Source organism: Aidingimonas halophila (assembly GCF_900106955.1).
GTDB lineage: Bacteria > Pseudomonadota > Gammaproteobacteria > Pseudomonadales > Halomonadaceae > Aidingimonas > Aidingimonas halophila.
Genome location: NZ_FNNI01000010.1, coordinates 24,373 through 46,587 on the forward strand (window position 1 = coordinate 24,373; position 22,215 = coordinate 46,587).

The following is a 22,215-nucleotide window of genomic DNA, read 5'->3' on the forward strand; positions in this document are numbered from 1 at the left end:
TTGCGGAACGCAACTTGATTGACTGGTTAAATGTCGTCACGCCATTCTCTATGCTTGCGTACCCTCTCGTACTCAAGCCATGGTGCGTCATGCGAAACCCAAATATGAGCCTCTGGCCTCAATTCAGGATCACCGTCCAGAGTAGCTACGCGAACGATTACATGTGGCTGCGCCGGCCTCTCTGCCACTAAATGAGAACCACAGCGTTTGCAAAAATGACGCAATTTCCCAGGCGAGGATTCGAACGTAGAAATGAAACTCGCGCCCTTAAGCCAACGGAAATTCTCGCGCTTTACGCCAGCCGTAGAGGCAAACTGAGCCGCGTGGGCTTTACGACAAGTTTGGCAGTGGCAATGCACAATGGGCATATCCACAGAGTCTATTTCGTAACTTATCTCGCCACACAAACAGCTTCCCTTCAGCCCCATAGAGGGATCTCCTTCCATACATTTAATTGTTAAGCATTTTTACACCGTGCGGAGCATGGCAGATAAATGCCTGTTGGGCTAAGCCGCCCATCAGGCTCCGATACCACAGCTTCTATAGGGTATTGTATTGGCCGACGTGCAGCCTGAGGCATCCGGTCGCGAGGGTACAGGCCTGTGATGTCGCGTTCGGGCCGTGAGATTGACCATGTTTTCACCCCTCTTCGAACCGTCCAACGCCGAAGCGCACCGGTGACTTTAACGTATCGAAGCGGAGCGCCCGGTTAGCTGTCCCCAAGCATGTACGCACGAAGCTGCCGCTCCTCTCGCATGACATAGAGGACGAGAACCCGACTGACATCCTCACGATAAAAAATGCGACACGGTGGAACCACTAACTCCCTGTATACCGAATCAGGAAGCTCTGGGGGAATCCGTCCGGATTGGGGGAAGTCTTCCAAACGCTCGGTCGTATCGCAAACTTCCTGGACCAGATGACTTGCGGCAGAAGGATTATCCAGAGCAATGTACTCAGCGATGGCATCCAGTTCCTGAAGGGCGGACTCCGTCCAGATTACTTCAGCCATTTACTCATTTTCTCCCTGGCCTCACTTTGGCTGTACGTTCTTCCCTCGAGTACAGCACGCTCTCCCCTTGAGAGCCCCTCAAGCAGCTCAAGTCGGCGCTGCATGAACTCATAATCCTGCACATCGACAAGGTATGCGGATGGCTGACCATGCTCCGTGATCAGTATCGGCTCTTTAGACAAGTGCAGATCTGCCAGAATCTTTGTTGCTTGACGCTTAAGGTTCGTAACAAGCTCGACTTTCATGGACTCACCCTGAATCGGACTAATAGTGACACTATAGTATCACTTTTCTGGTGAGGCAATCATAGCTAACGTTTGAGCTGAGGCGAAGGGTTAGGCGTCACTTGGATCGGGTTAAGATAGTAGTTGAGCTTCGATTGCAGCCTTGTCAATGACTGACCAGACTTGGGCGATTCTCCGGTCAAGGAACTCATAGAAGACGTTCTCGGCAAACGAGACCTTCACTCCGTTAACGTCGAGGTTGAGGAATTTCTCTCTTGGCGTGCAGTTGAAGCGCAGCCGGCTTGCTACGTACGGTGGCTCGGCAACTAGCAACTCAATGTTGAAGTGCAGGTCGGGAATATCGGTGAAGTCTCTCTCCAGCATTTCGCGATAGCCTGTCACCCCAATTTGATTGCCGTTATGCCTCACTTCTTCATGAACGAAACGCCCCAAAGTCGACCAATCTTGCTCATTTAGACAGGCAATGTAGTCCCGGTAGACGCTCGCTAGTTCGGATTTGGTCATCGGTGACCCTTTCTGTACCGCGAAGGTGCGGATGCGCGTTGTGGGTGCCCAAGAGTAAGCAGTGGACGCCATTGATGGAAGTGAGCTTGCGCGTGATGCCTAACACCAATAAACGCGCCAATTGCATTTGGTGGAGAGTCTGCTTGAGACGACAGCTTTCCCGTAATCGCTTCCAGCGACTCAAGTGGCTGTTCTTTACTCCATACCGCGTCGTTATGCTTGTTGCTGGAGTAGTCACGGGCACCGCCCTGGAAAGGCAGTGGGACACGGTCATAGAAAGTGTCGGCAGGTCCATCCGCCCCGACGGTCGTGCGAGTGCGGTGTGATTCAGGGCTCTGAGGAAGCCGATGTCATAAGACCATCCCATGCGTATCGGTTATCTCATTATGATGTCATGAGGTTCAGCCTAGCATTCGACGCGGATCACCAACCACGTTCCGGATCAACGGCGACTCATAGCAAGATATGATTACCTGCCCGAAAAGGCTTTAAACAACCGACCGAGGCGAATCATCGAGGTGAGCGGCACCAGCAGCACGACGGCGAATATCGAGCGCCCGGCAATGAGCCCATCCAGTGGGACCGTATCGGCGAAAAACTTGATGAAGGCATCCCCTGTCGCCATGGCCGTGACCGCCGCAATGATGGCCAGGGTTCCCTGTGTAGTGGAATCGGAACTGGCCGACACCATCACCGACGCCAGCGCCGCCGAAGCGATGCAAGCCTACCGCCAGATCGCCCTCAAGCCCGAAGCCATTGCCGCCGCGATAGCCCATGTGATCGATCAGCCCAGCGATGTCGATACCAGTGAGATCGTGGTTCGCCCCACCGCCAGTGCCTAAACGCCGACGATCGTGTGAGGAAAACGAGATGATGCCGGTGCAGACCGGTGCAGTTGCCGCAATGGCGACCAGCCGAGCCGAACATACGGGCATGCCGTCTTATCGCCCCGGTTACAGCATCGCCCCGCCATCGACGGCATAGACGGCACCCGTGGTATAGGCGGATTCGTCCGAGGAGAGATGGACCGCCAGGGCGGCAATCTCCTCGGGACGGCCCAGTCGACCCATCGGCTGGCGGTTGATGAAGGCCTCACGCGCCGCCTGGGCATCGCCGGTGGCATGCATCCGGTCGACCAACGACGGGCTTTCGACCGTGCCGGGACAGATGACGTTGGCCCGGATGCCGTCGCGAATGAAGTCCATGGCCAGCGACCTGGTCATACCGACGACGGCAGCCTTGGTGGCCGAATAGGCGAACCGCCGCGGCACGCCCTTGAGCGGCCCGGCGACCGAGGCGATATTGAGGATGTTGCCGCTGCCACGCTCGAGCATGCCCGGCAGGAAGGCGCGACAGGTCGCATACACGGCCCGCGCGTTGATGTCGAACGAGCGTTCCCAGTCGTCCGGCTCGGTATCCAGGATCGTGCCGTCATGGACATAGCCGGCCACATTGGCCAGCACATCGATCGGACCGATACGCGCCGCCAGGGCCGCAATGGCCTGGTCGTCGGCGACATCGAGCTGATGCGATTCCACGCGGGCGAATTGTTCCGCCAGTGCGTCGACCGGCGCCAGGGTGCGACTGGTGGCGATCACCCGCCCCCCTTCGGCGGCCAACTGCTCGACCACCGCGCGCCCGATCCCCTGGCCCGCGCCGGTGACCAGGATCGTCTTGCCGGCGACCCGCCCGGGGCGCGTCACCTGATCGTTGCTGTCCGTCATCAGATGCCTCCCGCCAGATAGCCACCATCGACACTGATATCCGTACCGGTCACGAAACCGGACTCCTCGGATGCCAGAAACAGCGCCGCACCGACGAGTTCGTCCACTTCGCCGAAGCGGTTATACGGGGTTCGCGTCAGCGCGGCCTGTTTACGCTCGGCCGGCATACGGTCGCGGTTGAGTTCGGTGAGGAAGAATCCCGGCGAGATCGAGTTGACCCGCACGCCCTGCTCGGCCCATTCCGCGGCCAGGGTCCGGGTCAGTCCCAGGATACCGTGCTTGCTGATCGAATAGGCGCAGGCATTGGGCCACCCCCGATGGGCCGCCAGCGAGGCGATATTGATGATGGCGCCCTGGCCACGGTCGAGCATCAAGCCACCCAACACCGTGCTCGTGAAATAGACACTCTTGAGGTTGGTATCCAGCACCTGATCGAATTCCGCTTCCGAGACCTCCGTGGCGGGCTTGATGACGGTGGTGCCCTGGCAGTTCACCAGGATGTCCAGGGTCCCCATGTCACGGGACACATCGGTCGCGAGCCTGTCGATCGCCTGTCTTTCGGTGACGTCGACGGTATAGCCGAGCGCCGAGGAGTCGCTCTCGCGCAACCGTTCAGTGACCCTTGAGACCTTATCGGTGGTGCGTGCCGCTATGGCAACGCGCGCGCCTTCTCGTTGAAAGCCTTCGGCGAGGGTCTGCCCGATCCCGCTGGACCCACCGATCACCAGGGCATTCAGTCCTGACAGTCGTGCAGTCGGCATGGCTGTTCTCCTTGTCGTTCGCCGGCGTTGGATTGACGTACTTGCATCACTGGGTATTCTAGCCTAAATGTATATGTGTATACACATATACATTTCATACAACAACAAGATCCGGTACGCACTCTCAGAGGAGCAACGCCAATGTACAAAACGCTGATAACCCTGAGTCTCGGTGCTCTCCCGTTCGTCATGGTTCCCACGACGTCGCTAGCCCAGGAGGAGTTCATCCGCATCGCCACCGCCGGTTCCGGCGGCAACTACTATCGCCTCGGCGGTGGTCTGGCATCGATCTATAACGACCGGATCGATGGCGTGGAGGCTTCCATTCAAGCCACCGGCGGCACCGTCGAGAATCTCGACCTGCTGGCCGACCAGGAAGTCGAGCTGGCCTATCTGTCCGGCGGGATCGGCCAGGAGGCCTACGAAAACACGGGACAATTCGAACAGCGGCCGGAAGGGCGATACGAGGGACTGCGCGCCATCGCCACGGTCTATCCCAACCCTCAGTGGTTCATCGCCATCGATGAGGACATCGAGTCGGTCAAGGATCTCGAAGGCATGCGCGTGTCGGTGGGTACCCAGGGCGGCGCGGGCGAGACCTGGTGGCGCTCGATCATGGAACATCTGGACTGGACCTATGAAGACATCCAACCCGAGTTCACGGTCCACGATTCCGCGATCGATCAGGTCCGCAATCGCCAGATCGACGCCCTGATCTGGCCGGACGCCCCCGGCTCATCGAGCATCCAGCAGATCGCCGACACCGATCGTGGCCGCGCCCTCGATATCGACGAGGACATCATCGAGTACATGGCCGACCAGGGGCTCGATTACGCTTATACTCTCGATGCCGATGACAATCCGTTCGGCGATGAGGACATCCAGACCTTTGCCTCACCGATCACGCTGGCATCCCATGAAGGCGTTTCCGAAGAGCGGGTCTACGAAATGACCAAGGCCATGTTCGAGAACAAGGAAGAGTTGATCGGTGTGCATCCCCTCGCCGAGTACATGGAGCTCGAGGACGCTGCGGAAAATCTGCCTTTCCCTCTGCATCCGGGTGCGGAACGCTATTACGAGGAACAGGGCGTTCTGTAAGTCGTCGTTCGTCACGCTACTACCGATAATCGGGGCTGTTCTCATCACAGCCCCGATGATGCCAACGGGGGAAATCTATCATGGCCGGATCGCATGATGACGAGTCGCGTCGGCAGCACGACTCGGATGCCCAATGGGAGCGTCCCGACCTCGAAGGGGAAGGCGTCATCGATGTCGATGCGCTCAGTTCCCAGTCAGAGGTCAAGAGTGATACCCGCTCGCTGGCAGGCTGGTGGGCAACGTTATTCGCAATGGTCGCCGTTGCCTCGTCGCTGTTCCATTTCTACACCGCCGGTTACCGCCCATTACCGGCCATGGAACAACGCCCCATCCACCTGGCCTTCATGCTGTTCCTGTGCTTTCTCATCTATCCGGCGACCCGTGCCGGTGCCGACCGCCGCCCCAGCCTGATCGACGTGGCCCTTGCCATTACGGGCGCGATCACGTCCTATTATCTGGCCTTTTATTATCAGGATATCGTCATGCGTGGCGGATTCCCGACGCAGACCGATATCATCGTCGGCACGATCTTCTGCCTGGTCATCCTCGAAGCCGCCCGCCGCACCATGGGCATGTTCCTGGTCGTGCTGTCGCTCGTCTTTCTGGGGTATCTGGCGCTGGGCCCGTATCTCCCCGGCATGCTCGCCCACGGCGGCTTCAGCTTCGAGCGCATCATCAGGCAGATGTACATGTCCACCGAGGGCATCTACGGCATTGCCGTCGGGGTCTCATCCACTTACGTGTACCTGTTCATCCTCTTCGGCGCCTTCCTGCAGAAATCGGGCACCACCACCTTCTTCACCAACCTGGCGTTTGCCGCGGCCGGGCAAAGCCCCGGCGGGCCGGCCAAGGTCGGCATCCTGGCCAGCGGCATGATGGGCATGATCCAGGGCTCGTCGGCCGCCAACGTGGCATCGACCGGGGTTTTCACGATTCCCCTGATGAAAAGCCTGGGGTTCAAGGGCTATTTCGCCGCTGCCGTGGAAGCCGTCGCCTCCTGCGGCGGACAGTTCCTGCCACCGGTCATGGGAGCGTCGGCCTTCATCATGGCCGAGTACCTTCAAATGCCATACAGCTATGTGGCGCTGGGCGCCATCATCCCGGCCGCCCTTTACTATGGCGCTGTCTATCTGCAGGTTCATCTGCGCGCCAGGAAACTCGGCATGGAAGGGCTACCCCGCAACCGACTGCCCAAGGTCAAGGCCGTCATCCTCTCGCGCGGCCACCTGGTGCTACCGATTTTCCTGTTGATCGGCATGCTGGTCTTTGGCTTCACTGCGCTGTTCTCGGCGTTCTTTTCAATCATCGCCATCGTCGTGATCAGTGCCTTGCGCCGTGAGACTCGCATGAGCCTGCGAGACATTTATGACGCGCTCGTGCTGGGGGCCCGCAACACGATTTCCACGGCAATTGCCTGTGCCGCCGTCGGATTCATCGTCGGCACGGTGGCGCTGTCGGGTATCGGGCTATTGTTCACCCAATCCATCCTGGGTGTCGCCGACGGCAACCTGCTGCCCGCCCTGCTGCTGGCCGCAGCGGCCTCGCTATTCCTGAGCTTCGGGCTACCGACCACCTCGGTCTACATCATCACGGCGACGCTGGTCGCTCCGAGCCTGGTGGAAATGGGCGTCGCACCCCTGGTAGCACACCTGTTCTGTTACTACTGGGGTGGCGTGTCGTCGATCACACCGCCGGTGGCGCTGGCTGCCTATGTCGGTGCTGGCATCGCCAACGCACCGGTCATGAAAACCGGCTTCACGGCCATGCGCCTGGGAATGGCCGCCTATCTAGTCCCGTTCATCTTCGTCTACTGGCCAGCGCTCGTACAGTGGCAGGATGCCAGTCCTTGGCAATTGGCCATCGCCCTGGTGGGCGGTGTTCTGGCCGTCGTATGCATGGCCGGCATTGGCGAACGCTTTCTGACTCGTGGCCTGGCGCATTACAAGGTCATCGCACTGGCAGGATGCATTCTGCTGATCATGTACCCGGCCTTGTGGGCCAACCTGGCAGCCCTGGTCATTGCCGGCGCGATCTTTGTCATCGAATACCGTGCCAGACCAGGCAAGCTGGTCCCGTCATGACCCGCGCTTGAAGCCTCTCATCCCGGGGCTTGATAATGTGTGGCAGATGGCACGGTGACGACGATGAACGAGAGGTCTATGGCGATCGGCAACGGCAGTGATCCAACGGGGCGAGCCCCGCGTTTGCACGAACAAATAGCCAGTGAGTTGCAGCGCCGGATCGCCAGGGGCCGTTTCCAGCAGGGTGACCGGCTGACAGAGGTCGGCATCGCCAACGATTTCGGCGTCAGCCGGGCGACGGTCCGCAATGCCTTCAAGTCGCTCGAACGCCTCGGCGTGCTCAATCGCACCGAGCACCGTGGTGTAACAGTGGCCCCGACAGCCCAACCGGCATTCCAGGCGAATCAGGACGATGATGCCCCGGACGAGCACGCCGCCCTGATCAATACCGCCAGTTGGGAAAGCATCTATCAGGACGTATCGCGTCAGGCGGTCGCTCGCTCGGCCTACGGTGCCTGGCGGATCATCGAGACCGAGCTGGCCGCCAGCTATGGCGTCAGCCGCACGGTGGCACGGGAAGTGCTCGCACGGCTGGAACATGTCGGTATCCTGCGCAAGGACCAGCGAGGGCGCTGGTTGCTCCCCCGCTTGACCGCCGAGCGCATCACCCAGCTTTATGAAATGCGCTGGATCCTCGAACCCAAGGCCCTGCGCCACGCGGCACCGAACCTGCCCCGCCGGCTCCTCGACGACATGCAGCACGAACTCGATGCAGTACTCAGCCAACCTGAAATCGTGCTTCCCCAGGAGTATGACCGGCTGGAGAAACGGCTGCACGTGGAACTGCTCTCGTACGGCGACAACCAGATCCTGATCGAGACGCTGCAGCATTATCATGCCCTGCTGATCGCCAACGCCCACCTCTACGACACAACGCCCTCCGCCTACGACGTCGACCCTTTCATGGAAGAACACCTGGCGATCGTCCAGACACTCCAGGCGGGTCAGCCGGATAACGCCGCCGGGCTCCTCGAAGATCACCTACGCGGCGCACTGGATCGGGTGCTCGGCCGTATCGACTACATGGTCCGCCACAAATCGTTCGACCCGCTGCCCTACCTCAAACCACTCTCGGATGGGACTGCGACGTGAGAGGTCACTCGGCATTCCTCTACGCAAGTGTGTCTTCTTGACCTTCTCTCACTTGATGTCGGCATCGCTGACCTCCATAGCAGTTAGCGATAAGTGTCCATTCTTATCCACTGAAGAGAGTGCCCCCTGAATGGATAGCATATATTAGCGCTAGACAGCCCCTTAATATTTTCGGTCACCTGTAAGACTCCAGGCTCGAATCACATGTGCTGCGTCACTCGTAGCGTGCGATATTTCCTTACATGCAGCCAGGTCAGCAACAACATCCCCGCCAAAGCGGAAACAATGGAGGCGAGAAAAATCCCGAGCTTAGCGCTATTGATGAGACTTTCACTAAAGGCCAGGCCTGCAATGAACAATGCCATTGTGAAACCGATTCCAGAGAGCAGACTGCCACCTGCAATCAGGCCCCACGTGAGCTCGGCTGGACGAGTGGCGATGTACAAACGCACAGCTAGCCAACTGAAAAGTAACACACCGATGGGTTTTCCGAGGACAAAACCTAAAAAGACTGCCACGGTGACCGAACTTCCAAAGTCACTCAAGGAAAGTAATAATCCGGCATTGGCAAATGCAAAAAGCGGCATGATAAAAAAACCGACCCATGGGTGTAACGCAATTTCGAGACGTTCTAAAGGCGACAATGACTCGCGTGCCGCAACCGAAGCCACCTGTAATGTTTCCCTGTCTTGCGTGTCTCTATTGCTTTCACTACTGGTTGGATGAGCAACGACCTGTCCTAATATAGCGTATAGTCGCTCATCACTGACCCAGCGGCGTGCGGGTGTCATCAAGCCAAGTATGACGCCGGTGATAGTAGGATGAATTCCTGAGGCATCAACGGCTAACCATATAGCCGCCCCAACAAAAAAGTAGAGAGGAAAACCGCGCAAGCCGAGCAGAGCCATTGCTCGTACCGTGAATAAACCGATCATGGCTAACAACAATGCATTCCAGCTAATATTGCTACTGTAGCCAATAGCAACGACCAGAATAGCGCCGATATCGTCCATAATCGCCAGCGACAACATGAACAAGCGTAAACTTTGTGGGATACGGGGCCCCAACAAGGCGAGACAGCCGATGACAAAGGCTGTATCGGTAGCCATGACCGTACCCCAACCATTCTGACCAGGTTGTCCTGCTTGCAAGGTCAAGTAGCACAAAGCGGGGATGGCCATACCACCCAAAGCGGCGATTATCGGCAAAGCGGCCATTCGCGGTCTACTAAGTTCTCCAAGTACCAGCTCTCGCTTGAGTTCCAATGCGACAAGAAAGAAAAACAGGGTCATCAAACCATCGTTGATCCACTCGCGCAGCGGCCGCGAAAATTCCAGCGAGTCAATGTGAATACCTACCGGGGTCATCCATATATTTTCGAAAGCACTTGCCCATGGTGAGTTAGATAACGAAAGGGCAAGTATCGTGAATAAAAGTAGTAGTCCTCCCCCAGCTGACTCAATGCGCAAAAATCTTGAGAAAGGTCTCGTAATTCGGTCTACGTATCCCTTGGGAAGTGGTGTGTGATGTAGATCTATTTTATGATCCTGAACCATGAAACTGCATCCTAGTGATAAGAACACTTACCAGGTCCCGGATGGTTATCACGCGCTTGGGAATACCTCCGGGCCTTCAAGTGACCAAGCTTTCATCATTGCTACAGGCAGTTAATGGTACATGGCCTTTGGCATGCCGGAAGGACGACCAGCCAGGCCCCGCAGCACCGTCATTCTCATTGCAAACCAAGGCAGCGGCTTCGCTAGCTCATTCGGTCATCCGATACCTACTGATACGCCCGTTCAATCATCGAAAGTCGGAACCAGTGACGTGTCGGAACATCCCCTTTGGCAATCGCCAACAGGCTGGCGAGCCGTGCTTCGAAAGCGAGCAGATCGTAGCAACTGCCGTCGAGAGAGTTGTCGTCCATTGAATAGTCGATCGACAGGAGTTGACGCTCGGGATCGAAAAGGAAGGTAAAATCCATTTCCAGCGCCATCCGGCGAGCAGTGTCGGCGACCTGTCTATATCGTGCCTGCAGCCGGAATAGCGAGGCGGCCTTGCCGAATGTTTTCCGGTCGCGGCAATGCTCGGCCACCGACTTACGCAAGGCTCCGATCCAGAACAGGAGCTCTTCAGCCCACGAGGCTTCGACATCTCGCAGGGTGTCATGAACCATGCGCGTGGTTTGATCAACGAATCGTTTCAGAGCCGGCAACCAATCCGCGAACAGAGTATCGCCCTTCAAACGTGCCTCGATCTCGTCCAGACGCTCCTTGAGCGCAGCGACATCGGCGTCATGACTCATGGGTACCGTGCGGAGGGTGTCACGGACGAGACGCAGGTTATCCGCGATACCCGGGCTCGGGTCAGACAAAAGTTCGGCTTCCGACCAGACCTCACAGGCATTGGCGACAACCAGAAGGTGACCGGCGAGGCTGCCACTATCGACCAAAGAGATATATCCAGGATCCAGGCCACGCAAGCGTTTGGCCAACTGGGCGACAAACGGACCAGCCAGGGGACTCATGCCGCGCATCCATGTCTTGGCGTCAAGCGAGGAACGTTCCCCCTCGGGGACGAGCCATCGCGTCGCCAGGGTGTCAGCGTCGTTGCGCGCTGCCTGTTCGCTGATCATCTGGTCGGCAAGTCGTCGCAGGTTCTCGACGAGCACGATACGCAGGGTGATCGCCACTGCCCACAACTCCCCGATAGTCAGCGGTTGAACGCGTTGATAGGCAGCAATGAAACCACGCAAGTTATCGGGATTGAGATGGCTATCGGTGTGAGCAATGAATGCCCAGGCTACCCCGAAAACGCGAGGGTAGCCCGCCAAGGGGCCCGTTCCCAATTTCGGTAATTGCCGATAATAGCCGGGAGGCAGATCGCCACGTATCTCGCGGATCTGGGCTTCGATGAGATGGTAATTGTCGAGCAGCCAGGCCGCAGCGGGAACGATATCGCGCCCCTCGGCCACTTCCGCGGCACTCGCGTGATACGCTGCCAGCAGAACCTTGGCATTGTCCTCCAGTCGTCTTGCCAACGGCAGGACCCTGGGCGGCGTATCAGTGACACACTGAGCCGAAGCAAGGCTGCCGGCATGCTGCTCAAGCCGTTCGATACTGAACAACTCGTCCCGCACAGGGGCCGTATCATTCCAAGGCGATGACGAGGTAGAGGCCCAGCCTAGAATACCGAGAAGCGAATCCACAAGCACTATCCTGGTCAAGGCGTGTTACCCATTGGGGCAGGCGATACTGCGTTTCCAGAATAATGCAAAAGGTCCGGGCACTTGTCGGTTCGCTAGCGTACAGTCCCCTCTCCAGAACGGGCCGATGGGAGGGAGAAAATGGGGCTTATGCGCGCCAGCGCACCGAACGCTCGGGTTGATTAGTGCAACATGACATCGCTGCTGTCATGCATTTCGCGGATGGCGTCACCAAGGTCACTCCCATGAAAAATCTCAGCGACCTCCCTATCAGCGCCGGTACTCCAAGGCCCTGGCACCCAATCATTGCGCGGCGTCCCGACCACGAGCCGGCCGTATTGGGTACACTCATGTACGTTCACGTTCCTCTCTGCGATAACCAGGGTGAGCCTTTACAAGCGGCTCGCGGTGACGACGAACTCATGAGTATGGAGCCCGGCCAAACCTGAATGGTCCCGGCGGGTCTACGCCCGCCATTTTCTGCAACGCCCCATCGCGTCGGTCATTGCAGGATTGTGCCATAGGGCATCAGGCGATCGCTTTCCTTCTTGACCACGGCGTAACACTCGCAGCTAAGTTGCTCGAGTCGCGCCCTGTCGAGTACCGTAATATGCCCGCGCCGATATTCGATCACGCCCATTTTATGTAGCTTGCCGGCCGCCTCGGTGACTCCCTCACGACGGACCCCCAACATGTTGGCGATCAGTTCCTGGGTCATGTTCAATTGGTTGCCCGGCAACCGGTCCAAGGACAACAGCAACCAGCGGCATAGCTGCTGATCGATCGAGTGATGGCGATTACATACCGCCGTTTGTGCCATCTGTGTGATCAGTGCCTGAGTATAGCGCAACAACAGGTTCAGCATTTCTCCATGGCGATTGAATTCCTTCTTGAGCTGATTCACCGGCAGCCGCAACGCGTGGCCGGCACTTTGCACGATCGCGCGGTTGGTAGTGCTTTCGCCCCCCATGAAGACAGCGATACCGACCAGACCTTCATTCCCTACTACCGAGATTTCCGCGGATGCCCCGTTCTCTGTCACGTAGAGAAGCGACACAATCGCATCGATCGGGAAATAGACATGACTCAGTAACCCGCCCGCCTCGTGCAGCACCTGCCCAAGGGACAGATATACGGGCTCAAGAAGAGACGATACGCGTTGCTTGGCCTCGTCTGGCAAAGCAGCAAGCAGTTGGTTTTGATCATGTGAGTGACTTTCGGTCATGTGTTGTCCCCCCTGGATAGGGTCTCGTCCTTGCTGACTATCAATATATGCGTCCTCATTGGGCATCGTTCAGTGTGACCTTCCTCGATCATGCCGTCTCATGGCCCGCTACGAATCGTTCGAGCCACGACTGCCCTATCTCAAGCCATTGTCGGATCCGGCGGGGCCGTGAGCGATCAAGCGTTCGGCGTTGAAGTTGGTTCCACACTCTGCCGGTGGCGTAGGGACGGGACGCTCGAGTAATCCCCCGTGAATCCCTTCCGTGTCGATTCGCCAGTAGGGAATCGGCAACCCCGCCTGTTTCTCGAACTCCCAGCCGAACACATCCCGGTAGCAATGCATTGCCGCTTCGGGGTTGGTTGCTTGAATCTCGAAATATGCAACCGCGTTCACATGACCTCCTGTCGATTTAAAACCCCAGCCTCAGGGAGGCCGTCCACGGGAGCATCCCCTGCAAGCCCCGTCAGGCCGATTCTTCGAGCGGACGGAGCTCGGATTCACCTTCGAACTCCGGCCAATGAATGCGATGGAGTTCCATGAATTGCCTCGCCAAAGCGACCGCGTCGGCGTGCGTCTTCGCCTCAATCAGGGCATAGCCGCCCACCACCTCCTTGGTCTCTGTGAATGGACCGTCCGTGACGCTGATCTCCCCGCCTGCCAGGCGAACGCGAGTGCCCTTGGCGAGCGGTTGTAAACCTGCGCCATCGAGGAACACGCCGCTTTTGATCTGCTCCTCCACGAATTCTCCCATCGCCTCGTAGAGCTCGGGCGGTACTTCCGTATCGCCATAGTCACTGGGATGTTTGATGAATATCAAGTACCGCATAGTCGTGCCTCTCGTGGTGAATGGATTCCGGAGCCCGCGGGCGGCTCTCCCGACAGGAACTCGGTGTCGCACGCGGCTACGCCCTTAATCGAATGGCAGGTGCGGAAATCGACAGCTAGCCCGCCGTCGCTACTGTGCGGGTGCCTACCGTCAGAAGGTATCGGTTCTCGACAACCGCCGAGCCGTCCGTCGCACGGTTGTAGCGATCGAATACCGCACGCAGGTCACTACGCAGACTTTCCCTGGTTTCATCATCCGACGCACTGGCCGCCCGCATGGCCGGGCCGAAATAGTTGAGAAACACCTCGACTGCGTGGTCAACCGAGCGGTAGTACTGCAGCGCCGTACGCTCCTCGCTGTCGACGGCGCTGGTGCCGGATCCAAGCAATTCCTTGAGACCGGCTTCAGTGCCCCAATGCATCGGCGGCCTGAGCCCAGGCGGTGGAGGCATATACTTCGCGTTGGTGGCGAAGAAGTCCCCGCTCCAGCCCTGCGGGAGTGGCGTCGCTAGCCCGATCTTTCCGCCCGGGCGACAGACTCGCAACATCTCCGACGCCGCTCGTTCTTGGTCCGGTGCGAACTGCACCCCGTAGACGGACAAGACTGCGTCGAAGCTGGCATCCGGAAACGGCAAGGTCTGTGCATCAGCCACGCGGAAGTCGATCCCGAATCCCTCCGCGGCAGCTCGCCGCTTGGCACGTTCGATCAACGCCGGCACGTAGTCGATACCGGTAACCTCACAGTATCTCCGCGCTGCCACCAGTGCGGCAGTCCCACTCCCGCAGGCAACGTCCAGCACTCGGTCACCTCCGCGAGGATCGACCGCCGCACAGAGAGCTTCGGCCATCACCACATTCTGCCGTGCGATTTCGTGAAAATCCCCTGTGGCCCAGGCTTCCTGCTGACGTGCGGTGACGGCCCCGTAATCAACGCTCGCATTCTGGTTCATGAGTTTTCTCCTTCCACCGATGGGAAGTCCCCATGGACATCGACAAGGCGGGGTTACCCAACCCCGGATGCAGTTGTCCATGTAGAGCGAAGCAGAACATTTGTCAGACAGCAGCGCATGATTAGGCTGTCTCGCCCGCAGAGTGAATGTGGCCTGTGTCCTTGCTAGCGATCGTTCGTGCCCTTTCCCGCGAGGACATTGGGGATACACTTCTCGGTATGTGCGATACGCGTCTTAGACTGCTTCGCCTCTGTGAAGTGTAGGACGTAACCTCTCCGTGACCGAGCGCCAGCGCATGAAAATGCCTTCGCGAGCCTGCGGTTCTTGTTCAAGATCTGGGTCAGTGCTTCCGGAAGCTCCAGCTCACGCTTCGCCTTGAAGTCGACCTTCAGTCCCGGCCTGCTCACCGCTAGCGCTCAGCGATGCGTGTCCACGGCAGTGTGGGAAGTCCGCAGCATTGGAATGGGCCGATACAGCCGGGTGTGCGAGCGTACCGACGATGACTAACCTCCAAGCTGTCATAGCCTGGATAGCTGACGGGCGGTGGAAATCAACAGACTCGACAGGTTTTGTTCCAATTCCTCAGGCATACTCCGCACACGAGACATCGAGATGCTGACAGCTGCGCGAGGGCGATTGTGTCTATCCAGCACCGGGGCAGCGATGGAGATATCGGAAAGAAAATATTCCTCTATCGACAAGGCATATCCCTGACGCCTGCACTGCACCAAGCGCTCCATGATGGCAGGTAACTCGTGCACGGTGTTCGACGTGTAACACTTCCTGTCCGTGCGCTCCAGGATATCCCTGGCTTCCCCCGCTTCCAGTTGGGACAACATCGCCAGCCCAGGGGCCGTACAGAATGCCGGTAGGCGAGAGCCAATGGTGATGTCCGTATCCAGCATGTTGCGACTCAACATGCGAGAAAGGTAAACCACATCCGGCCCGTCCAGAATCGTCAAACTGACCGAGCCTTCCGTTTCCTTGCTCAGGTTCAGCAGATAGGGGCGCACCTTATCGACCAGTGGGTGGGCATGAAGATAGTGTGCGGCAATATCCAACGTTCGCACGCTCGGCTCTATCAGCTGGGTTTCTTCGTTGCGCTGCAAGTAGCCTAGCTGCGTCAACGTGTGGATGAAGCGCTGCGCGGCACTCCGGTCCATATCGCATCGCTCTGCCAACTGCTTGACGCTCATCGCCGGATGCTCGGCATCGAAGACTTCGAGGATTCGAAATGCCTTTACCACGCTCTTGACCATTAAGCGGTCCACTTTTTCCTGTTCACTCAATGCCTTACCCCTCCCTAGCGGTCGCCACGCCTAAACAATGGCATATCTTGTGTCAATTTTCCGCTTTACAATAATCTCAATTCAACTACATTGATTAAATGTAGATCATTAGTGATTGCATTGCAATCATAAGCACAAATAATCTAGAGGCCATCATGTCCGACCACATACTCACTCACAAGCAAGGCCGCGTAGGCGTCATCACCCTCAACCGTCCCGAGGTCCTCAATGCCTGGCACAGCGAGATGCGTCAGCAGTTGATAGCGGCACTGGCGACGTTCTCCAACGATGATGCCATTGGTGCCATCGTACTGACCGGAGCGGGTGATCGGGCCTTCAGTGCCGGGCAGGATCTCAATGAAACCCGTGACTTCGATGCGGAACGGGCAAAGCGTTGGGTCGGTGAATGGGAAGCCCTTTATGACAAGCTTCGCAGCAGCCCCAAGCCGATCATTGCCGCACTCAACGGGGTCGCTGCAGGGTCCGCCTTCCAAGTGTCCTTGTTGTGTGATTTTCGCATCGCCCACAGCGACGTGCGCATGGGGCAGCCCGAAATCAATTCCGGTATCGCCAGTACGACCGGTCCCTGGATCATGCGGGAGCACCTCGGGCTCGCGCGCACCATCGACCTGACCCTGAGCGGCCGACTGATGAATGCTGATGAAGCGTATGCGCTTGGCCTCATCAACCGTCTGGTTGACGCCGAGCAGGTACTCCCCGAGGCGCTGTCACTGGGTGAAGAACTCGCTGACAAGCCTCCTGTAGCGATGCGCCTGGACCGCCAGCGTTTCAAGGAAATTACCGAACCCGGTTTTCGTGACTGCCTTGAGGCGGGAGCGCGTATCCAGGCCGAAGCCTACGCCTCGGGCGAACCCGCTCGCATGATGGAAGCGTTCCTCAATCGACGCAGTGGCTGATACACGGCAGTTGAGACCTGTCACCGGAGAGACGTGCCTATACAAAAGGACCATCGGATTACCATGAGATTCAGCCTAGAAGATCCCAGTTTCATTCTCGCCCTGCGCGATATCGCCGCGCGCGAGCCGGAAAGCGTGTTCGGGACTTTCGACCATCAGCCCCTGACGTTCGGCACCCTTGATCGCCAGGCGGAGGCACTCGCGGTCCACCTTCGTCAGGGACTGGGCATTCAGCCGGGCGAGCGTGCGGCGGTCATGATGAATAATGGCCCCGAGGCCATATCCATTCTCTTCGCCTTGGCCAAGGCCGGTATCGTCTGGGTGCCGGTCAACGCCCGTCAGCGCGGCCGTGGATTGAAGTACATCATCGAGCACTGCGACCCCGCCCTGCTCTTTGCCGATGCCAACCTGATGCCGGTCATCGACGACAGTGGTGCGGAAATTGCCGGCCAGACTCTGCTGCTGGGAGGCGAGAACGACGCCGTTTCCGACATCCTGGCTGGTGACGCCAGGCTGGAAGCCCCCGCTCCCGCCATGTCGGCTCTTTATGCCTTGATGTACACCTCCGGCACGACCGGCAAGCCGAAAGGGGTTCGCGTCACGCACGCAATGATGGCTTATGCCCTCAAAAGCGTCGAATTGCTTTGCTCCATCAAACCGGGAGATGTCTTCTTCCAATGGGAGCCCTTCTATCACATTGGTGGTGCCCAGATGCTGTTGTTGCCATTGTTCTTCGATGTGCGGCTCAGCCTGACCGAACGCTTCAGCGCCAGCCGCTTCTGGGAGCAAGTCAGTGCCAGCGGGGCAACCCATATCCATTACCTGGGAGGCGTGCTGCAAATATTGCTGAAGCAGCCACCCAGTGACCTGGAAACTCGCCATAACGTGCGCATTGCCTGGGGTGGCGGGTGTCCAAGCGAGATTTGGCCGGCTCTGCAAGAGCGTTTCGGGTTCGAAATTCGCGAGTGCTACGGCATGACGGAAGCCTCTAGCCTGACCACCTGCAATGCCGAAGGAAGGCAAGGCTCCGTGGGGCGGACCGTTCCCTGGCTGGATATCGCCATTCACGACGAACATGGCCACCTCATGCCGACCGGCGAGCCCGGCCAGATCGTGGTCCGCGAAACGCAGCCCGGCGTGCTGTTCGATGGGTATTTTCGCAATGCCGAGGCCTCCGAAAAGGCCATGACGAATGGCAGGTTAAACACCGGCGACCGCGGATGGCTCGATGCGGATGGCTATCTCTACTTCCTCGGGCGCATTACCGACAGCGTTCGCTGCCGAGGCGAAAACGTATCGGCCTGGGAAGTGGAAACCGTCACGCAGCAACACCCGGATGTCGAGGAGTGTGCAATGATCGGGGTCGAGGCAGAGATCGGCGAACAAGACATCAAGCTCTTTCTCAAGCCCAAGACCGGCCACATGATCGAGCCCAATGAGCTCTACCACTGGCTGCAGAAACGTCTGGCCTCCTATCAGTGCCCACGCTACTTGACCGTCGTGGACGAGTTCGAACGAACACCCAGCCACCGCATCGTCAAGCACCGCCTCCCTACCTCTGTACACGAGGCCTGGGATAGCCAACAGCAACTGTCACCCTGAAATGGAGACGACATGGATAACAACGACAACAGGAACGCCCTATCGACCCCCTGTCCAACTAGAACAAAGGAAACCAGCACCATGGTTAACGTACTGATCAAGACGGCCGCCATTGGCACACTGACCCTTGGGTTGGGTAGTCTCGCCCATGCCGAAACTTGGGACCTGCCCTCCCCGCAACCCTCGGATAACTACATTACCGAAAACGTGAGTTGGTTCGCCGAGCAAGTTCATGAAGCGACCGATGGCGAACTCGATATTAATGTTCATCCGAGTGGCTCGCTCTTCCCCGGCGATCAAATCAAGCGTGCCGTGCAACGAGACCAGGCTCAGATTGGCGTACATGTGCTCTCGGCGCACCAGAACGAGAATGTCCTGTACGGTATCGATTCCGTTCCTTTCCTGGCGGACTCTTTTGAGGAATCCAACCGACTTTGGGAAGTGACCAAGCCCGCATTGGATGAAGACATGGCCGAGCAAAACCTGCAATTGCTCTATCACATTCCCTGGCCCCCACAAGGCCTCTTTTTCGATCGTGAGATCCACTCTCCCGATGATGCAGAGGGCCTGAAGTTTCGCGCCTACAACACAGCGACGGCCCGCTTTGCTGAGCTGATGGGCATGACGCCCACTCAGATCGAGGAAGCCGAGCTGTCCCAGGCTGCCGCCACCGGCATGGTGCAGTCGCTCATTTCGTCGGGGGACCCGGTGTATAATCACCAGCTCTGGGATGACTTGCCCCACTTCTACGATGCGAAAGCCTGGTTGGTCCTCAGTCATATTTTTGTCAACAAGGACCGGTGGGACGCCCTTGATGAAGACACCAGGCAGGAGGTGCTGGCCATAGCCGAGGAAGCCGAACAGCGCGGTGAAGAACAGGCCAGGGACCTTACCGATACGCTCAAGGACCGGTTGAGTGAGAAAGGTGTTACGATCCACCAGCCCAATGACGCATTACAGGCGGAATTCAGCCGCATTGGTGAAGAGATGCAGGAAGAATGGCTGGAGGAAGCCGGTGAAGAAGGTCAGCGCCTGGTAGAAGAATATCGCGTATCACAATAACAGTAGCCTTCATGTCCCCATTCCTCGGGATGGGGACTCCGCCTGGTTAGACGGAAACAGGGATAACTCCCATGAATACCTTTTCCTCTAAAGCAGCCCTGTGGCTGGAACGCCTTTATCGAGCCTGCGGGTACCTCGCCGCATTATGTATTTTCGTCATGCTGATCGTGATCGTCATCCAGGTCGTATTGCGCTGGAGCGGCATGACCTTCCCTGGTGCCTCCAACTATGCAGGTTACCTGATGGGCACCGGCACCTTTCTGGCCCTGGCCTACACGTTTCATGAAGGTGGCCATATCCGTGTCAGCCTATTGCTGGATCGCCTGGGACGCTTACGTCCCCTCGGGGAACTGTGGTGCCTGCTGGCTGCCGCTGGCATTGTCGGATTCATTACCTGGCACGCCGCCGACGCTGCCTATTGGTCGTATCAATTTGGCGATGTCTCTTCGGGGCAGGACGCGATGCCTCTATGGATTCCCCAGTCGCTGCTGGCATTTGGCGCCATGACCTTCACTCTGTCGATACTCGATCACTTCCTTCGCAGGCTGGCCACCATGCTTCGTTCCAAACGCGCCAATCATCACGCGACTCACGCCGCAAGGAGCCATTGATGGATTTCACCGAGCTGGCCATTGTCCTGCTGTTTGTCCTGTTCCTGCTTTTGGGGTCCGGCGTTTGGGTCGCATTATCCCTGGTTGGCGTTGCCATCGTCGGTATGGCGTTGTTTACGGACCGTCCTATCGGGGCGTCGATGTACAGCACGCTATGGACATCATCGACCAGTTGGACCCTGACCGCACTCCCGTTATTTATCTGGATGGGGGAGATTCTCTACCGCACACGACTTTCCGAAAGTCTGTTTCGCGGGTTGAGCCCTTGGCTGAACTGGCTTCCCGGGCGACTCATGCACACCAATGTCATCGGGTGCACGTTATTCGCTGCGGTCTCTGGATCATCGGCCGCCACATTGACCACCGTGGGCAAGATGTCCATGCCTGAACTCCGCAAACGTGGTTACCCCGATTTCATGAGTGTCGGGACGCTGGCCGGAGCCTCCACCCTGGGCCTGATGATTCCACCCTCATTGACCATGATCGTGTACGGCGTCATCACCAATCAGTCCATCCCCAAGCTCTTCATCGCCGGGATTATTCCGGGATTGATACTGGCAGCATTATTCATGGGCTATGTCGTGATCTGGGACATAGTGAAAAAGCCAGGGATCACGAAAGAGCCGGCCATGTCGATGAAGCAGCGTCTGCATGAATCTCGCTTATTGATTCCGGTCGCGCTGTTGATCATTACCGTGATCGGCTCCATGTATTCCGGACTCGCCACCGCAACCGAAGCCGCCGCCCTTGGTGTCGTAGGTGCCTTGCTGCTGGCCGCCATACAACGGAGCCTGACCTTTGGCTCACTGGTGGAAAGCTTACTGGGTACCGTTAAAACCTCATGCATGATCGCCTTGATCCTGGCTGGCGCCTCATTCCTGACGCTGGCGATGGGCTTTACCGGGCTCCCGCGCGGCTTGGCCGAATGGGTGGGATCGCTGGACCTCTCCCCCTTCATGCTCCTGGTGGCGTTAATGCTCGTCTACATCGTGCTGGGTTGCTTTCTCGACGGTATCTCGGCAGTGGTGCTGACCATGGCAGTCGTCACGCCCATGCTCAATGACGCCGGGATCAATTTGATCTGGTTCGGTATTTTCGTGCTGGTCATGGTGGAAATGGCCCAGATAACGCCCCCCGTCGGTTTCAACCTCTTCGTCATGAAAGGACTGACCAATCACAGCCTAGGATTCATCGCCAAAGCAGCCGCCCCGATGTTCTTGATCATGGCATTGATGGCATTCCTGCTGATCGCCTTTCCGAATCTGGCCACATTCCTGCCCAGCTACATGAATGAAGCCACAATGTAATCGGCCAATCTGGGTAACCATTTCACCGGGTCAGCCATGCAGGTTGCCCCGGTGGCAAACCTGATCAGTCACCGATCGACTTTCCCGGCTCCAGCACCCAGCATCGCTCGTTATGCGTGTACTTCAAGTGAGCGTAGTACGTACTGGCCTCGGGGGCAGCGATCAGGATCAGCTTGCACCGAGGGCCCAACTGCGTTTGCGTGATCGCTTGCAGTCTTTTGCCAATTCCCGACTGTTGATAATCGCGATGCACTGCCAGGTCCGAGAGATAGCAGGCATAGTGAAAGTCAGTGACACTACGGGCAATACCGATGAGTGAGGATCCGTCCCAGGCACTGACGACAAGGTTGGAATTGGCGATCATCCCTGCCATGCAGATATGGTCTTCAAGCGGTCTGCGCTCTCCCAGCGTGGAGCTTTCCAGTAAATCGATAAACTGATCCGCGGTGACAGGGGCATTGATGGAGTAATCGATGGTCATATCCGTCTCATGAAAATCCGCACTGGCAAGACAAACTGATTGGGGTACCAGAAGATACTAGCGTCTATCGGATACCTGTTACATATTGAATCCTTTTTCGATGGCGCCAGAGACAATGTCTCCTGTCCCGGCAACTCGGCGCCTCTGTCCCGTCACCATGCCGACACGGTGTTGTCGTAGGTCCAGGTCTCTGGAACTCATGCAGCAACCCTCCTGTCACGGCA

Annotated in this window: 24 protein-coding genes; 9 read left to right on the top strand and 15 right to left on the bottom strand. The window is 57.9% G+C overall.

Translation table 11 applies throughout. The features are described 5' to 3' along the window. Window positions 1-26: 26 nt before the first annotated feature. The 4 genes from BLW01_RS16865 to BLW01_RS16880 form a co-directional block, all read right to left on the bottom strand. Complete coding sequence (locus tag BLW01_RS16865) at window positions 27-446, bottom strand: GFA family protein (RefSeq protein WP_092571858.1); 420 nt, start codon at window positions 444-446, stop codon at window positions 27-29. 263 nt (window positions 447-709) lie between these two features. Continuing rightward, window positions 710-1,012: a type II toxin-antitoxin system RelE/ParE family toxin gene (locus BLW01_RS16870; protein WP_092571860.1), complete on the bottom strand. Its 303-nt coding sequence runs from the start codon at window positions 1,010-1,012 to the stop codon at window positions 710-712. Next, a complete protein-coding gene (locus BLW01_RS16875; RefSeq protein WP_022992576.1) occupies window positions 1,000-1,257 on the bottom strand; it encodes a type II toxin-antitoxin system Phd/YefM family antitoxin in 258 nt (85 codons plus the stop codon). Before BLW01_RS16875 ends, BLW01_RS16870 begins: the two co-directional genes overlap by 13 nt. 111 nt (window positions 1,258-1,368) lie before the next feature. After that, window positions 1,369-1,761 carry an ester cyclase gene (locus tag BLW01_RS16880; protein WP_092571862.1) on the bottom strand — a complete coding sequence of 131 codons (393 nt, stop codon included), beginning with the start codon at window positions 1,759-1,761 and terminating at the stop codon, window positions 1,369-1,371. Between the two features lie 602 nt (window positions 1,762-2,363). Between BLW01_RS16880 and BLW01_RS16885 the strand changes: the two genes are divergently transcribed. Then, window positions 2,364-2,603, top strand: a complete 240-nt coding sequence (locus tag BLW01_RS16885; RefSeq protein ID WP_229806513.1) for an SDR family oxidoreductase — start codon at window positions 2,364-2,366, stop codon at window positions 2,601-2,603. A 111-nt stretch (window positions 2,604-2,714) separates the two neighbouring features. Here the strand turns inward: BLW01_RS16885 and BLW01_RS16890 are convergent, their stop codons facing one another. Both BLW01_RS16890 and BLW01_RS16895 read right to left on the bottom strand, forming a co-directional pair. Next, window positions 2,715-3,485, bottom strand: a complete 771-nt coding sequence (locus BLW01_RS16890; RefSeq protein ID WP_092571864.1) for an SDR family oxidoreductase — start codon at window positions 3,483-3,485, stop codon at window positions 2,715-2,717. Next, the gene (locus BLW01_RS16895; RefSeq protein ID WP_092571865.1) at window positions 3,485-4,246 is read right to left on the bottom strand and encodes an SDR family NAD(P)-dependent oxidoreductase; all 762 of its coding nucleotides are present in this window, start codon (window positions 4,244-4,246) and stop codon (window positions 3,485-3,487) included. The genes BLW01_RS16890 and BLW01_RS16895 overlap by 1 nt, the downstream gene beginning before the upstream one ends. A gap of 141 nt (window positions 4,247-4,387) precedes the next feature. On the opposite strand from BLW01_RS16895, the gene BLW01_RS16900 reads away from it, so the two are divergent. The 3 genes from BLW01_RS16900 to BLW01_RS16910 all read left to right on the top strand — a co-directional run bounded on the left by BLW01_RS16900 (window position 4,388) and on the right by BLW01_RS16910 (window position 8,517). Beyond that, on the top strand, window positions 4,388-5,344 hold the full coding sequence (locus tag BLW01_RS16900) for a TAXI family TRAP transporter solute-binding subunit (RefSeq protein WP_092571867.1): 957 nt from the start codon (window positions 4,388-4,390) through the stop codon (window positions 5,342-5,344). Window positions 5,345-5,424: 80 nt separating this feature from the next. Further along, window positions 5,425-7,425, top strand: a complete 2,001-nt coding sequence (locus BLW01_RS16905; protein WP_092571868.1) for a TRAP transporter permease — start codon at window positions 5,425-5,427, stop codon at window positions 7,423-7,425. 63 nt (window positions 7,426-7,488) lie between these two features. Beyond that, complete coding sequence (locus tag BLW01_RS16910) at window positions 7,489-8,517, top strand: GntR family transcriptional regulator (protein WP_092571870.1); 1,029 nt, start codon at window positions 7,489-7,491, stop codon at window positions 8,515-8,517. A 200-nt stretch (window positions 8,518-8,717) separates the two neighbouring features. Here BLW01_RS16910 and nhaA read toward each other — a convergent pair whose 3' ends face one another. The 8 genes from nhaA to BLW01_RS16955 form a co-directional block, all read right to left on the bottom strand. After that, window positions 8,718-10,073, bottom strand: coding sequence for a Na+/H+ antiporter NhaA (nhaA, locus tag BLW01_RS16915; protein ID WP_092571872.1), 1,356 nt, complete (start codon window positions 10,071-10,073; stop codon window positions 8,718-8,720). 227 nt (window positions 10,074-10,300) lie between these two features. Further along, complete coding sequence (locus BLW01_RS18845; protein WP_229806514.1) at window positions 10,301-11,725, bottom strand: hypothetical protein; 1,425 nt, start codon at window positions 11,723-11,725, stop codon at window positions 10,301-10,303. 499 nt (window positions 11,726-12,224) lie between these two features. Beyond that, window positions 12,225-12,947, bottom strand: coding sequence for a Crp/Fnr family transcriptional regulator (locus BLW01_RS16930; RefSeq protein WP_092571876.1), 723 nt, complete (start codon window positions 12,945-12,947; stop codon window positions 12,225-12,227). A gap of 135 nt (window positions 12,948-13,082) precedes the next feature. Next, on the bottom strand, window positions 13,083-13,340 hold the full coding sequence (locus BLW01_RS16935) for a VOC family protein (protein ID WP_092571877.1): 258 nt from the start codon (window positions 13,338-13,340) through the stop codon (window positions 13,083-13,085). Window positions 13,341-13,410: 70 nt separating this feature from the next. After that, window positions 13,411-13,773: a YciI family protein gene (locus BLW01_RS16940; protein WP_092571879.1), complete on the bottom strand. Its 363-nt coding sequence runs from the start codon at window positions 13,771-13,773 to the stop codon at window positions 13,411-13,413. A gap of 115 nt (window positions 13,774-13,888) precedes the next feature. After that, window positions 13,889-14,722, bottom strand: a complete 834-nt coding sequence (locus BLW01_RS16945) for a class I SAM-dependent methyltransferase (protein WP_092571880.1) — start codon at window positions 14,720-14,722, stop codon at window positions 13,889-13,891. 164 nt (window positions 14,723-14,886) lie between these two features. Then, complete coding sequence (locus tag BLW01_RS19040) at window positions 14,887-15,129, bottom strand: YdeI/OmpD-associated family protein (RefSeq protein ID WP_092571882.1); 243 nt, start codon at window positions 15,127-15,129, stop codon at window positions 14,887-14,889. 111 nt (window positions 15,130-15,240) lie between these two features. Then, window positions 15,241-16,011, bottom strand: coding sequence for an IclR family transcriptional regulator (locus BLW01_RS16955; RefSeq protein WP_139243951.1), 771 nt, complete (start codon window positions 16,009-16,011; stop codon window positions 15,241-15,243). 155 nt (window positions 16,012-16,166) lie between these two features. On the opposite strand from BLW01_RS16955, the gene BLW01_RS16960 reads away from it, so the two are divergent. The 5 genes from BLW01_RS16960 to BLW01_RS16980 all read left to right on the top strand — a co-directional run bounded on the left by BLW01_RS16960 (window position 16,167) and on the right by BLW01_RS16980 (window position 21,510). Further along, window positions 16,167-16,928 carry an enoyl-CoA hydratase/isomerase family protein gene (locus BLW01_RS16960; protein WP_092571974.1) on the top strand — a complete coding sequence of 254 codons (762 nt, stop codon included), beginning with the start codon at window positions 16,167-16,169 and terminating at the stop codon, window positions 16,926-16,928. 63 nt (window positions 16,929-16,991) lie between these two features. Beyond that, window positions 16,992-18,530, top strand: coding sequence for a class I adenylate-forming enzyme family protein (locus BLW01_RS16965; RefSeq protein WP_092571976.1), 1,539 nt, complete (start codon window positions 16,992-16,994; stop codon window positions 18,528-18,530). A gap of 81 nt (window positions 18,531-18,611) precedes the next feature. Then, window positions 18,612-19,592, top strand: a complete 981-nt coding sequence (locus BLW01_RS16970; protein ID WP_175529883.1) for a TRAP transporter substrate-binding protein — start codon at window positions 18,612-18,614, stop codon at window positions 19,590-19,592. A 71-nt stretch (window positions 19,593-19,663) separates the two neighbouring features. Beyond that, window positions 19,664-20,203, top strand: coding sequence for a TRAP transporter small permease subunit (locus BLW01_RS16975; protein ID WP_092571980.1), 540 nt, complete (start codon window positions 19,664-19,666; stop codon window positions 20,201-20,203). Beyond that, window positions 20,203-21,510, top strand: a complete 1,308-nt coding sequence (locus BLW01_RS16980; protein ID WP_092571982.1) for a TRAP transporter large permease — start codon at window positions 20,203-20,205, stop codon at window positions 21,508-21,510. Before BLW01_RS16975 ends, BLW01_RS16980 begins: the two co-directional genes overlap by 1 nt. A 64-nt stretch (window positions 21,511-21,574) precedes the next feature. Here the strand turns inward: BLW01_RS16980 and BLW01_RS16985 are convergent, their stop codons facing one another. Continuing rightward, window positions 21,575-21,991, bottom strand: coding sequence for a GNAT family N-acetyltransferase (locus BLW01_RS16985; RefSeq protein WP_092571984.1), 417 nt, complete (start codon window positions 21,989-21,991; stop codon window positions 21,575-21,577). Window positions 21,992-22,215: the final 224 nt, after the last annotated feature.

Excerpts from the sequence above, each read along its gene's own strand:
- BLW01_RS16980 (WP_092571982.1), top strand. The coding sequence starts at position 20,203 with ATGGATTTCACCGAGCTGGCCATTGTCCTGCTGTTTGTCCTGTTCCTG.
- BLW01_RS16910 (WP_092571870.1), top strand. The coding sequence starts at position 7,489 with ATGAACGAGAGGTCTATGGCGATCGGCAACGGCAGTGATCCAACGGGG.
- nhaA (WP_092571872.1), bottom strand. The coding sequence starts at position 10,073 with ATGGTTCAGGATCATAAAATAGATCTACATCACACACCACTTCCCAAG.
- BLW01_RS16965 (WP_092571976.1), top strand. The coding sequence starts at position 16,992 with ATGAGATTCAGCCTAGAAGATCCCAGTTTCATTCTCGCCCTGCGCGAT.
- BLW01_RS16875 (WP_022992576.1), bottom strand. The coding sequence starts at position 1,257 with ATGAAAGTCGAGCTTGTTACGAACCTTAAGCGTCAAGCAACAAAGATT.
- BLW01_RS16895 (WP_092571865.1), bottom strand. The coding sequence starts at position 4,246 with ATGCCGACTGCACGACTGTCAGGACTGAATGCCCTGGTGATCGGTGGG.
- BLW01_RS16865 (WP_092571858.1), bottom strand. The coding sequence starts at position 446 with ATGGAAGGAGATCCCTCTATGGGGCTGAAGGGAAGCTGTTTGTGTGGC.
- BLW01_RS16985 (WP_092571984.1), bottom strand. The coding sequence starts at position 21,991 with ATGACCATCGATTACTCCATCAATGCCCCTGTCACCGCGGATCAGTTT.
- BLW01_RS16870 (WP_092571860.1), bottom strand. The coding sequence starts at position 1,012 with ATGGCTGAAGTAATCTGGACGGAGTCCGCCCTTCAGGAACTGGATGCC.
- BLW01_RS16970 (WP_175529883.1), top strand. The coding sequence starts at position 18,612 with ATGGTTAACGTACTGATCAAGACGGCCGCCATTGGCACACTGACCCTT.
- BLW01_RS16960 (WP_092571974.1), top strand. The coding sequence starts at position 16,167 with ATGTCCGACCACATACTCACTCACAAGCAAGGCCGCGTAGGCGTCATC.
- BLW01_RS16890 (WP_092571864.1), bottom strand. The coding sequence starts at position 3,485 with ATGACGGACAGCAACGATCAGGTGACGCGCCCCGGGCGGGTCGCCGGC.
- BLW01_RS16940 (WP_092571879.1), bottom strand. The coding sequence starts at position 13,773 with ATGCGGTACTTGATATTCATCAAACATCCCAGTGACTATGGCGATACG.
- BLW01_RS16945 (WP_092571880.1), bottom strand. The coding sequence starts at position 14,722 with ATGAACCAGAATGCGAGCGTTGATTACGGGGCCGTCACCGCACGTCAG.
- BLW01_RS16900 (WP_092571867.1), top strand. The coding sequence starts at position 4,388 with ATGTACAAAACGCTGATAACCCTGAGTCTCGGTGCTCTCCCGTTCGTC.
- BLW01_RS16975 (WP_092571980.1), top strand. The coding sequence starts at position 19,664 with ATGAATACCTTTTCCTCTAAAGCAGCCCTGTGGCTGGAACGCCTTTAT.
- BLW01_RS16885 (WP_229806513.1), top strand. The coding sequence starts at position 2,364 with ATGAAGGCATCCCCTGTCGCCATGGCCGTGACCGCCGCAATGATGGCC.
- BLW01_RS16880 (WP_092571862.1), bottom strand. The coding sequence starts at position 1,761 with ATGACCAAATCCGAACTAGCGAGCGTCTACCGGGACTACATTGCCTGT.
- BLW01_RS16930 (WP_092571876.1), bottom strand. The coding sequence starts at position 12,947 with ATGACCGAAAGTCACTCACATGATCAAAACCAACTGCTTGCTGCTTTG.
- BLW01_RS16905 (WP_092571868.1), top strand. The coding sequence starts at position 5,425 with ATGGCCGGATCGCATGATGACGAGTCGCGTCGGCAGCACGACTCGGAT.